The following is an 11,250-nucleotide window of genomic DNA, read 5'->3' on the forward strand; positions in this document are numbered from 1 at the left end:
GGAGGTAGTCGTGGCGTCTAAAGTTGCTGTTATTATGGGCGGGACCTCATTTGAGAGGAACTTCTCGCTTCTTTCCGGTCGTTTGGTATCGGAATCACTTGCAAGATCCGGTTTTGATGTGCTGACGCTCGATGCCGATGCGCACCTTGTTGATACGTTGCGCGCGGAGAAGCCCGACGTGGCTTTCATCTGCATGCATGGAGCCGGTGGAGAGGATGGCGCGGTACCTGCGCTTTTGGAGTTTTTACGTATTCCATACGTGGGGTCTCGTCCCGCATCATGCAGGGCTGCGTGGAACAAGGCCGACATGCCATTTTTAATGCGCCGCGTGTATGGCAAACATGAGTCTTTGGTGGTCTGGCCACCGCAGTTGGTACTTCCCGCCAGTGCGTTTAAGGATCTCGGTGCCGCAAAGGCGCTGGACATCATCCCCGAGCGCTTGGGTGGCGGCAGCGGTTTTCCTCTGGCGGTAAAGCCGGTGCACGGCGGATCTGCCATGGGTCTTTCTCGTGTCGATAAGCCCGAGGATCTTGGACATGCCCTGATGGGTGCCCTTGCCTATGATGATTCCGTCATCATTCAGCATTGGGTCGAAGGCGTTGAGGTCAGTGTGACCGTTCTTGGTACTCCCGGTTCAGAAAAAGTTCTTCCGCCCGTGGAGATAGAGGTTAAGGAAGGCATTTACGATACGGATGCACGCTTGGAAACCTCTCGTGTCAATCACTTCTGTCCGGTTCGGGATGAATCTCTCGCGGCTCTTGGAAGTAACGTTGACAACGCTCGCGTGGCATTGGAGCAGGCTGCGTGTGAGGTATACCGTGCGTATGATTGTCGCGACTTTGCGCGTGTTGATTTTATTTGGGACGGTCATAAGGTTATGGTTATGGGTCTCAAGACATTCCCGGGCCTGACCGAGACTTCGCTGGTGCCTATGGCAATTGAGGCAGCCGGTCTTAAGCGTGATGAAGTTCTTGCTCATCTGGTCGTTGGCGCGCTTGAACGTGGTAATTAAGGATAGGAGAGCACACATGCAGTACGTACTTGGTATCGATATTGGTGGAACAAGCATTAAGATTGGCCTGTTTACGCCAGACGGAGAACTTTTGACAGAAGAAAAAGTTCCTACACCTGCGCTTACGTCACCCGAAGCGTATCGTGTTGTCTGTGGCTCTCTTGAAGAAATCATTGCGTCGCGCTCCGGTAAGCCGGAAGATGTCATAGCGTGTGGATTGGATATTCCGGGTCCGGTGGCCGATGATGGTACCGTCGGGTTTCTCGCCAATGTTGAGATCAATCCCGAAGGTTTGGTGCAGGCCATCAGTTCGACGCTCCCCAATGCCACGGTTGCCTTTGTCAATGATGCCAATGCTGCGGCTCTTGGTGAAGCATGGGCGGGAGTTGCGGTTGGGGTGCCTTCGTTTGTGCTGATTGCCATTGGTACGGGCGTTGGTGCCGGCGTGGTTGCCAACGGCAAGCTGGTAGCCGGCGCGTTTGGCGCCGGTGGCGAGATTGGCCACATTACCGTTGAGCCCGATGAGCCCAAGACGTGTGGGTGTGGTCGCCACGGCTGTCTTGAGCAGTATGCCTCTGCGAAGGGTATTGTGCGCCTCTACCTTGAGGAATGCGAAGCACGTGGAGTGACTCCGGTGCACGTTGAACATGAGACGGATACGATTTCCGTTTTCCGTGCGCATGCGGCGGGCGATGAGTGCGCAACCATTGCCATTGATAAGATGTGCTCGTATTTGGCTCGTGCCATGGCGCAGGTGTCATGTGTGGTTGATCCGGCCATGTATTTGATTGGCGGTGGCGTTGCCGGTTCATTTGCGACTTTTGCAACGGAGCTGCGGAGCCGTTTTGAGGAGTATGCATTGCGGGTGAGTCGCCCCGTTCGCATTGAAGCAGCAAGTCTTGGTAATCAAGCTGCCATGTATGGGTGCGCATACGAGGCTCTCCGTCTGCGCAAAGAGCGTTTTGGGGATGAGCCTCCTACCGAGCGCTCCATCGATCATTCCGCCTAATGCGAGGATCAAGATCAAGAGTATCTGCGGATTCTATCTTGATTTGCGAAACCGGGATTGCAAAACCCATGTTCGGAGAAGCTTAGAGGCGCTCGGAGGAGCTTAGTGAAGCCTGAAGAAGTTCAGAGAATAATGAGTTTCCGCTATCAAGGGTTTTCTCGCAAGGTAATTTAGGGTACTGTATAAAGGCTATTTATTCTGTACGTAAACAAAGGAGAGTGCACATGTCCGGACACTCTAAGTGGGCAACAACAAAGCACAAGAAAGCAGCTATCGACGCCAAGCGTTCCTCGCTGTTCTCCAAGCTTTCTCGTAATATTACCGTCGCTGCAAAGATGGGCGGCGATCCTAACCCTGATAACAACGCGACTCTTGCTGCAGCGGTTGCGCGTGCGCGCATGGTTTCAATGCCGAACGCAAAGATTAAAGCTGCCATTGATAAGGCCTTTGGTGCCGGTGCCGACGCGGCAGTCTACGAAGAGATTGTCTATGAGGGATACGGACCTGCGGGTATTGCCGTGTACGTTGATTGTTTGACAGACAATAAGAACCGCACTGCTGCCGACGTTCGTTCTGCATTTACACACTCCGGCGGCAATCTTGGCACGGCGGGCTCTGTGGCATTCCAGTTTGAGCGCCGTGGCTCCATTGCGGTTGACAAGGTCATTGTTTCCGATGATAAAAAAGTTGCCGATCGTGATAACGCTACCGATGAGGATGAGTTCATGATGGCCGTTGCTGAGGCCGGCGGCGAAGATTACGAAGATGCCGGCGAGCAGTGGATTGTGTGGACTGCCTACGACAAGATGCAGGACGTCCAAAAGGGTCTTGAGGCTCAGGGCATCGAGGTAAAGGGTTCCGAGCTTACGATGGTTCCAACCACTCCAACCGATGTGTCCGTTTCCGATGCCAAGAAGGTTCAGCGTCTGCTTGATAAGCTTGATGAACTTGATGACGTTCAGAACGTCTACAGCACCATGAACGTTACCGACGAGATTGCGGCTGCTTTAGAAGAGGACGAGTAAGTACAGGGCAGCCCCGCTTTTAGGCAGCTTTGCTTTTCTTAGTGGTTTAGTTTCATTTTCAAAATCCGAGAAGTACGCACGTGCTTCTCGGATTTTTATTTTGCGTGAGGTGCTCGAAGCTCTTTGATTACCTTTGGTGCCGTCAACTTGGCGCCGCTAGACTGACGTTAAGTTGGTGTCGTCATAATAGCGCACCAGAGTAACGCTGCCAAAAATGCGCCAAGTTGGTGCTGCCGGAATAGTGCTGCCAAACTTGCAGCAAGTATGGCAACATTCACCAAACTTACTGCAAGTATGGCTATATTCACCAAACTTGCAGCAAGTATGGCAGTCCAAGCCATACTTGGCGCAATTCCGGCAGCACTACAAAGGGGTGAGCGATAAAAGGTGAGCTACAAGAAAGCGAGCGATAAAAGCGTGAGCGACAATAAAGGTCTTACAACCTGCCTGCCTCGTGGTCGCGTACGGCAGCTTTAAAGACGGCGGCGTCAGTTTTCCAAGGTACGCGTTTGCCGCAGATACTTTGGAAATCTTCGTCTCCCTTGGCGAGAAGATATACGATGCTTGGACGTGCATCGGTATAGGCAAGACGTACGGCCTGACGAATAGCTTCCTCACGATCAAGGATAATCTCATACGATGCATCCTCAGGCGTGGCTGCGGCCATTTCGGCGCAAATCTCCGCCGGATCGTCAAAAGCGGGGTCTTCGGTCGTATAAATGAGGTGGTCGGCCCACTTGGACCCTTCTTCCGGAAGATCGCGCCGTCGCTCCTGCGCCTTGCCGCCGACAGCCCCCAAAACAACATATCGGCCGTAGTTGGGGAATTCCTGTGAGGATGACGAGAAGAGCTTCTGGTAGGCAAGACGATTGTGCGCATAGTCAACGAGAGCCGTGACCTTGCGATCTTTGGTGGGGATAAGCTCCATCCGGCCGGACACGTGCGTATTGAGCAGAGGGTACTGGAGCTTCTCGCCAGAAAATCCAAGCAAGTTGGCAACTGTGATAGCAGCGAGAGCATTATCAACGTTAAAGAGGCCAGGCATGGGAATGGAAAGATGTCCGGTCCACGTGGGAGTATGAGCGCGGAAGGAAACGAGGCCATATTCGGACGAAATATCATCTGCCCAAATGTCTGCCTTGGGATTAGTAGCAGAGAATGTGTAGACGTGCTGACAGCACTCGGGATTGCGCTCGTGAACTGCGCGAACGTGTGCCATGACGTCCTCGTAGTGCTCGGTATTTCGGTTGATGACAGCCGTCTTTGCCATATCAAAGATTTTCATTTTGCTGACAAAATAATCCTCAAAGGTTGAGTGTTCAACAGGAGATATATGATCCCTTCCAATGTTGAGAAAAACAGCAATGTCCAGATGGAGACCATAGGTGCGGTCGTATTTGAGCGCCTGGCTTGAGACTTCCATTGCCATATACGTGAGGCCACATTTTTGCGCGTTTGCAAGGTGGCGCCAGAGTTCAGGGGCTTCGGGCGTTGTATTGTCGGGCTTTCCATGTTCAATGCCGTCAAAGACTTCAATGGAGCCCATAATGGCGGTTTTTTCGTAGGGCTCATCGCCGTCAAGTATGGCGCGCAACATGCACGCGGTCGTAGATTTACCCTTGGTGCCGGTAATGCCGATCATTGTGAGACCGTGATCGGGGTGTCCCGTAACGTATGCTGAAGACTCTGCCATGGCGCGCCGCAAGTTTTCATCGGTCGCGATAAGCGCCGGTACGGTAGGAGCGATTGCCTCAAGCTCGGCGGCGTGAGATTCTGCGCAAAGGTATGCTACGGCTCCCGCCTCAAGGGCGCTTTTTAAGAATTCCGGCTTAAATGCAGCACCTTTGCAGACAAACACATGACCCGGCTCAATGATGCGAGAATCATGGTCAATGCCGTATAGCGCTATTGTGGTGGCATCCTCACAGTGCTTGGAGCGCACCAAAAGGTTTTTCTCGGCAAGGTATGAAATGAGCCCTGATAGATAAAGCGTCATGTGTAGAAACTCCCGTCGGCGGTGCTTTGATAGACACAAAACTTACTTTCAATGAAAGTATACCGCCGGTTTGATAATGACGTGCGCGCAAGCCTGAAGCTGTGGTAAACTGCTCAAGTCACGGGCGATTGGCGCAGAGGCTAGCGCAGGTGCTTTACACGCACAAGGTCGGGGGTTCAAATCCCTCATCGCCCACCAGAAAAACCGGCGCGGTTCTCGAGTATTCGACTGCTTGAGTGCCGCGTTTTGTAATTATAGAGGGAGCTCACATGGCTGATACGGGAATTGACGTCTCCGCGCTTGATCCTGAGCGCACAATCGTGGTGGCAACGGGCAATGCGCATAAACTGGTTGAAATTGAGGCTATTCTCTCAAGCGTCATGCCGCGTGTAACCTTTGTTGCTCTCGGCGAACTTGGTGATTTTCCGGAGCCTGAGGAAACAGGGACTAATTTTCGCGACAATGCACTTATAAAGGCGCTGGCAGCACTCGATGAAACACCTTTTTTTGCGGCCATTGCGGATGATTCGGGATTGTGTGTCGATGCGTTGAATGGTGCTCCGGGAATCTATTCTGCCCGCTATGCCGGAGAGCACGGAAATGATGTCAAAAACAACGCTAAGCTGCTCGAAGAGCTCAAGGATGTGCCAGAAGAAGATCGTACGGCGCGCTTTCACTCTACCGTGGCGCTTGTGTACAGAGACGGAAACGTGCTTGTTGGCGAGGGGAATTGTGAAGGATCTATAGATTTTACGCCTCATGGCGAGAATGGCTTTGGGTATGATCCGCTCTTTTTGCCGCAAGATACTCCTGGGAAAACTATGGCAGAACTTACCCCTGAACAAAAGAATGCTATCTCTCACCGATTTCATGCGCTTCAAGCCCTTGCGTCCCAAATCAAGGGGTAACATAAAGCACTAAGCGCGTAGTGTCCGACACGGCGTTGAGTACGCGTGAGCAGCACGTGCTGGTTCGAGTATATAGCAGGAGGTTTTCATGAGAATTGTCCGTACACGGGACTACGATGATATGAGCCGCAAGGCTGCGAATGTCATTTCTGCGAAGATTATTTTGGAGCCGGAGTGTGTGCTTGGCCTAGCCACCGGCTCTACTCCCATTGGCACGTATCGCCAGCTTGCCGAGTGGAACGAAAAGGGGGATTTGGACTTCTCTCAGGTAAGTACCTATAACTTGGACGAGTATCGAGGACTTTCTCACGACGATCCTCAGAGCTATCACTACTTTATGAGGGAAAATCTTTTTGACTTGGTTAACATTGATATCGCTAACACGCATGTGCCCGACGGTTCGAACCCTGATGTAGAAGCTGCGTGCCATGAGTACGATACAATGGTTGCCCAGGCAGGGTATCCGGATTTGCAGCTTTTGGGTATTGGCCATAACGGGCACATCGGTTTCAATGAGCCTGCCGATTATTTCTCCAAGGGCACCCATTGTGTCGATTTAACCGAGAGCACCATCAAGGCAAATAGCCGCCTTTTTGAGCGGGAAGAGGACGTGCCCCGCCAGGCATACACTATGGGCGTTCAAACCATTATGTTTGCCCGGGCGATTCTTATCCTTGCTTCAGGGGAAGACAAAGCGCAGGCGGTATATAACATGTGCTACGGGCATGTAACGCCGCAATGCCCTGCTTCCATCCTGCAGCTCCACCATAACTGCACCGTTATTGCCGACGAAGCCGCACTTTCGCTTTGCCCGGTTGAGTAGCGCACTGGAATGCAGCGGGAATATAGCGGTTTCCGCATAGGATGCGGCAGCTTCGCAGACCTGTGATGTACTTTTGAAAAGCTGTGATGTACTTTTTTATGGCGAAAAGACCGGTTTTCTCGCCAAAAGTACATCACAGCTCCATGTTTTGAAGCAGAAAAGTACATCACAGGTCGCCGTACTTCTCGCCGTACTTCTCGGCACATGCTTTTTGCAGGCGTTGTTATGTAGCTCTTGAGATTAACCCCTAAACTTCGTATGATAGATACTTGGAAAAGTTGTCTATATGCGAATTGTTATGTGTTGGAGGCCAGATGGAAAACGAGATTCCACCAGTTAATCGTGTTGATGAGATTCACGAGAAGCTGAGCGCTCTCCAGGGTCAAAAGGTCAAAGTTAAAGCAAATATGGGTCGTTCGCGCGTTGTTGAGCGCACTGGTGTGTTGGTGCAGGTCCATCCAAGCCTTTTTATTGTTGAAGTGGGTGAGCGCCGTGGGCGTACCGCGCGTCAGTCATATCAGTATGTGGACGTGTTAACCGGGACGGTTGAGCTGTTTGACATTGAATCCGGCGAGCGTCTTTTTGACTTTGCGTTCGAGGAATAACAGCAGGTCGGATGCGCCCATGCGAGGACGCCAGATTGTACAGACTCCCTGTAAGGTTAATCTTTACCTGGGGATTCATGCCGAAAAAGACAGTCGAGGGTATCACCGCGTTGATTCCGTTATGGTTCCCGTGGGACTTTATAACACCATTACCGTTGAAGATGCGCCTCAGCTGATGATTACGCATACCCCCGCTCTTGATATAGCGGGCGAGAAGACCGCGGTATGGAAAGCGGCTACTCTGCTGGCCGCAGAACTCGGATGTCAGCCGAATGTTGCCATAACGGTTGAAAATACGATTCCTGACCAGGCGGGACTCGGGGGATCGTCAGCGGATGCCGCCGCTACCCTGCGAGTGTTGGCAAAGCGATGGGGTACAGATGCGTTGGACCCAAGGGTTGTAGCCGTTGCGCGTCGGGTGGGTGCCGACGTACCGTTCTTCTTGCATCCGGTGCCGTCGCTTTTGCTGGGTGCGGGCGATACGCTGGAAGAAACGTTTGATGAGTTTGCGGGTATGCCCATTGCGCTGGTGCTTCCCAAGACAGAGGGAGTCTCAACAACGGAGGCCTACGATACCTTCGATGCAGCGCCAACTCAACCACGTGATTACGGAGAGCTTTGTACGCTGTTGCGATCCGGCGTAACGGAAGCAAAGTACTCCCAGGTAGCGGGCCTTTTGTATAACAATCTTGCCGCTGCTGCAAAAACACTTTGCCCCGAGATAGCGGAAATTGAGAAGTGGCTTTGTGCCCAAGCGGGCGTTTTAGGTGCCATGGTCTCCGGCTCGGGGAGCTGCTCGTTTGCCATTTGTTCTTCACATGATGAGGTGGCACGAGTGGTGCAGGAAGCACAAAAATTGCATGGGTGGCGTGCTTTTGCAACAAAGACCGTTGGTTTTGACGGCTAAATCTGCTAGAGTTTTCTCTTGCAACGGGTTGTGGCTCAGCTTGGTAGAGCGCTCGGTTCGGGACCGAGAGGTCGCTGGTTCAAATCCAGTCAACCCGACCATGAAATAGGCTGCTGGAGTTTCGTATCTCTGGCTTTTAGTAGGTCATCGGTTTTATCCGATGGCCTTTTTCATTTTGGCGCTCAACTTGCAATCTAACGTTCACGGCTCATTCAAGACCTTACGTCCATGTCAGAGTATCTTATGGCTGATATGGGAGTATCCTTATAAATTGTGGGTTCTTAAGCAACTCGGTAACCTTATGGCGTTATTACGGAATGAAACATATATAACATAGGAGAGCACATGAATAAGCAGCAACTTGCATCGAGAATTTGGGCTTCTGCCAATGAGATACGCTCAAAGATTGAGGCAAGCGAATACAAGGACTACATTCTCGGTTTTATTTTCTACAAATTCCTTTCTGAAAAGGAGGAAGAGTATCTTCTCAAAGAAGGTTTTGATTCTCAAACGATGAAGAACGTGTCAGAGGATGACCAAGAAATCGTTAAATTCGTGCAAGATAACGTTGGTTACTTTATCGCTTATGAGAACCTGTATTCAACGTGGCTCTCCAAAGGGCATGACTTTGATGTGTCAAACGTAAGTGATGCTCTGTCTGCATTTTCTCGCCTTGTTAATCCCAGTTACAGCCATGTTTTTGACAGGGTTTTTGAGACGCTTGAGACGGGACTTTCAAAGTTGGGAGATACTTCCGGTTCTCGTACTAAGGCCATATCCAGTCTTTTACAGCTTATACGTGATATTCCGATGGATGCTCGTCAGGGCTACGATGTCTTAGGATATATATACGAATATCTAATCTCTAATTTCGCAGCTAACGCAGGGAAAAAAGCAGGGGAGTTTTATACTCCGCATGAAGTCTCACTTCTCATGTCAGAAATTGTGGCAGGACACCTTAAGGGTCGTCATGAAATTGAAATTTATGATCCTACGTCCGGCTCCGGTTCTCTGCTTGTTAATATTGGACAAGCTGTTGCCAAGAGAAGTGGTAATAAGGATTCTATCAAGTATTATGCGCAAGAGCTTAAAGAGAATACCTACAATCTCACACGCATGAATTTGGTGATGCGTGGGATTAAGGCATCAAATATCATCGCCAGAAACGGCGATACCCTTGAGGATGACTGGCCATGGTTTTCCGAAGGTCATCCTGAGACGTACCAGCCGCTTTTTGTAGATGCCGTGGTATCAAATCCACCATATTCACAGAGATGGGACCCTACGGATAAAGAAGTCGATCCTCGTTTTAATGGATTTGGTCTCGCTCCAAAGTCGAAGGCGGACTACGCTTTTCTCCTGCATGACCTCTATCACTTGCGACCAGACGGCATCATGACAATCGTTCTTCCTCATGGAGTACTTTTTAGAGGTGGGGAAGAAGGGGAAATCAGAAAGAACCTTATTGAACGCGATCATATTGATGCAATTATTGGCTTGCCTGCAAATATCTTTTTCGGAACAGGTATTCCCACTATTGTTATGGTTCTCAAAAAACAGCGCACAAGAAGCGATGTTCTTATCATTGACGCCTCAAAAGGTTACGTTAAAGAAGGAAAGAATAATAAGCTCAGAGCCTCTGACATTCGTCGTATTGTAGATGCCTATGAGTGTCGAGAAGATATAGAGCGCTTCTGTCGTCTTGTGTCTAAAGATGAGATTCGCGGTAATGACTATAACCTCAATATTCCGCGCTATGTGGATTCCTCCGAAACAACAGAGAGTTGGGATATCTATTCAACAATGTTTGGCGGTATTCCCGTAAAGGAAGTGGATGCTCTCAAACTCTATTGGGATGCATTTCCTGGCCTTAAGTATGAGCTATTTGAGCAAGTCAATGATGCAACTATGAGAATTAAGGTGCAAGATATTGGTAAGACAATAGCTTCTAACGCAGAGGTTGTTTCATATCAAGGACTTTTCAAGGAAAGATTCTCGGACTTTGAACAGTACCTTTATGATGAGCTTATAGATGAGATTGACTTGGTGAGCAGAGCTTCTGAGGAAGATGAGATTACCAAGGAAGTTTTTAATAGGCTATCAGGATTGCCGCTAATTGATCGCTATGACGCCTTTCAAGATCTTGACGATGTCTGGCAGGAAATTTCTATCGATTTGGAAATCCTTCAGACAGAGGGATTCGACGCTACAAAGAAAGTCGATCCCAATATGGTGGTTAAAAAGAAGCAGGGCAAAGATGTGGAAGTGCAGGACGGCTGGGTTGGTCGTGTACTGCCGTTTAGTCTTGTTCAAGACGCTTTTCTTACCGAGGAAGTTTCAAGTCTTGAAAAAAGTGAAGAACGCCTCTCTGCAATAACTGCAGAAATTACAGAGATATTTGAAGGGCTTTCAGATGAGGATAAAGACGCCGCGGGTGATGCGGTAGGAGAAGATTCTTTTGTATCTTCTAAGATATCTGCAGCTTCCAAGCAACTGAACGATGACGATCCTTCATCGGCATCTGATGAGGAATCAATTCTTTTCCGGCTTATGCGAGTTGCTGCACTCTTTAATGAAGAAAAAGTTCTCAAGAAGACCATTAAAGACGTACATATAGAACTTGAGAAAAAAACCAAAGAGATGATTGAAAGTCTGACGGATGAGCAGGTGTGTATTCTTCTTGACGAAAAATGGATTAAACCACTTGTGCATCGTTTTGAAAAGCTGCCTGATAGAGTTGTTAATCAGTTGAATGATCTAGTAAAAGCTTTAGGTGAGAAGTACCTAACCACGTACTCAGATATCGACTCACAAATTCAAGAAGCAGAGGCGTCTCTTGCAGCGATGCTTGGTGAACTTACTGGTAATGAGTTTGATCTTGCAGGTTTAAACGAACTAAGATCACTCCTAGGCGGTGAACTGTAATGGCGACTACTCCTGCTATTAGATTCAAAGGTTTTACTGA

General features: G+C 49.7%; 9 protein-coding genes and 2 tRNA genes. 10 read left to right on the forward strand and 1 reads right to left on the reverse strand.

Annotated features, from left to right (window positions below; all coding sequences use genetic code 11):
- Positions 1-10: 10 nt before the first annotated feature.
- The 3 genes from ATORI0001_RS04865 (at position 11) to ATORI0001_RS04875 (ending at position 3,046) form a co-directional block, all read left to right on the forward strand.
- On the forward strand, positions 11-1,012 hold the full coding sequence (locus ATORI0001_RS04865) for a D-alanine--D-alanine ligase family protein (protein ID WP_003149656.1): 1,002 nt from the start codon (positions 11-13) through the stop codon (positions 1,010-1,012).
- Positions 1,013-1,028: 16 nt separating this feature from the next.
- Positions 1,029-2,021 (forward strand): ROK family protein, encoded by a 993-nt coding sequence (locus tag ATORI0001_RS04870; RefSeq protein ID WP_003149000.1) that lies wholly within the window; start codon positions 1,029-1,031, stop codon positions 2,019-2,021.
- Positions 2,022-2,245: 224 nt separating this feature from the next.
- On the forward strand, positions 2,246-3,046 hold the full coding sequence (locus ATORI0001_RS04875) for a YebC/PmpR family DNA-binding transcriptional regulator (RefSeq protein WP_003149545.1): 801 nt from the start codon (positions 2,246-2,248) through the stop codon (positions 3,044-3,046).
- Positions 3,047-3,482: 436 nt separating this feature from the next.
- Here ATORI0001_RS04875 and ATORI0001_RS04880 read toward each other — a convergent pair whose 3' ends face one another.
- Positions 3,483-5,042: a Mur ligase family protein gene (locus ATORI0001_RS04880; RefSeq protein ID WP_003149046.1), complete on the reverse strand. Its 1,560-nt coding sequence runs from the start codon at positions 5,040-5,042 to the stop codon at positions 3,483-3,485.
- A 122-nt stretch (positions 5,043-5,164) separates the two neighbouring features.
- On the opposite strand from ATORI0001_RS04880, the gene ATORI0001_RS04885 reads away from it, so the two are divergent.
- From ATORI0001_RS04885 to ATORI0001_RS04915, 7 genes are all read left to right on the forward strand, one after another.
- A tRNA-Val gene (locus ATORI0001_RS04885) sits at positions 5,165-5,240 on the forward strand.
- Between the two features lie 71 nt (positions 5,241-5,311).
- Positions 5,312-5,950: an RdgB/HAM1 family non-canonical purine NTP pyrophosphatase gene (gene rdgB, locus ATORI0001_RS04890; protein WP_003149325.1), complete on the forward strand. Its 639-nt coding sequence runs from the start codon at positions 5,312-5,314 to the stop codon at positions 5,948-5,950.
- Positions 5,951-6,038: 88 nt separating this feature from the next.
- Positions 6,039-6,773, forward strand: a complete 735-nt coding sequence (nagB, locus tag ATORI0001_RS04895; RefSeq protein WP_003148907.1) for a glucosamine-6-phosphate deaminase — start codon at positions 6,039-6,041, stop codon at positions 6,771-6,773.
- Positions 6,774-7,087: 314 nt separating this feature from the next.
- A complete protein-coding gene (locus ATORI0001_RS04900) occupies positions 7,088-7,378 on the forward strand; it encodes a Veg family protein (protein WP_003149453.1) in 291 nt (96 codons plus the stop codon).
- A gap of 19 nt (positions 7,379-7,397) precedes the next feature.
- Entirely contained in the window at positions 7,398-8,285 is an 888-nt protein-coding gene (locus tag ATORI0001_RS04905) for a 4-(cytidine 5'-diphospho)-2-C-methyl-D-erythritol kinase (RefSeq protein ID WP_003149287.1), read from the forward strand.
- A 24-nt stretch (positions 8,286-8,309) separates the two neighbouring features.
- Positions 8,310-8,386: transfer RNA gene (locus tag ATORI0001_RS04910), tRNA-Pro, on the forward strand.
- A 244-nt stretch (positions 8,387-8,630) separates the two neighbouring features.
- On the forward strand, positions 8,631-11,210 hold the full coding sequence (locus tag ATORI0001_RS04915) for a type I restriction-modification system subunit M (protein WP_003149294.1): 2,580 nt from the start codon (positions 8,631-8,633) through the stop codon (positions 11,208-11,210).
- The last annotated feature ends 40 nt before the right edge of the window (positions 11,211-11,250 follow it).

This window comes from Lancefieldella rimae ATCC 49626, from assembly GCF_000174015.1.
Lineage (GTDB): Bacteria > Actinomycetota > Coriobacteriia > Coriobacteriales > Atopobiaceae > Lancefieldella > Lancefieldella rimae.

Coding starts and splice junctions, on each gene's coding strand:
- ATORI0001_RS04905 (WP_003149287.1), top strand. CDS start 7,398: ATGCGAGGACGCCAGATTGTACAGACTCCCTGTAAGGTTAATCTTTAC.
- ATORI0001_RS04880 (WP_003149046.1), bottom strand. CDS start 5,042: ATGACGCTTTATCTATCAGGGCTCATTTCATACCTTGCCGAGAAAAAC.
- ATORI0001_RS04875 (WP_003149545.1), top strand. CDS start 2,246: ATGTCCGGACACTCTAAGTGGGCAACAACAAAGCACAAGAAAGCAGCT.
- ATORI0001_RS04915 (WP_003149294.1), top strand. CDS start 8,631: ATGAATAAGCAGCAACTTGCATCGAGAATTTGGGCTTCTGCCAATGAG.
- ATORI0001_RS04900 (WP_003149453.1), top strand. CDS start 7,088: ATGGAAAACGAGATTCCACCAGTTAATCGTGTTGATGAGATTCACGAG.
- nagB (WP_003148907.1), top strand. CDS start 6,039: ATGAGAATTGTCCGTACACGGGACTACGATGATATGAGCCGCAAGGCT.
- ATORI0001_RS04870 (WP_003149000.1), top strand. CDS start 1,029: ATGCAGTACGTACTTGGTATCGATATTGGTGGAACAAGCATTAAGATT.
- rdgB (WP_003149325.1), top strand. CDS start 5,312: ATGGCTGATACGGGAATTGACGTCTCCGCGCTTGATCCTGAGCGCACA.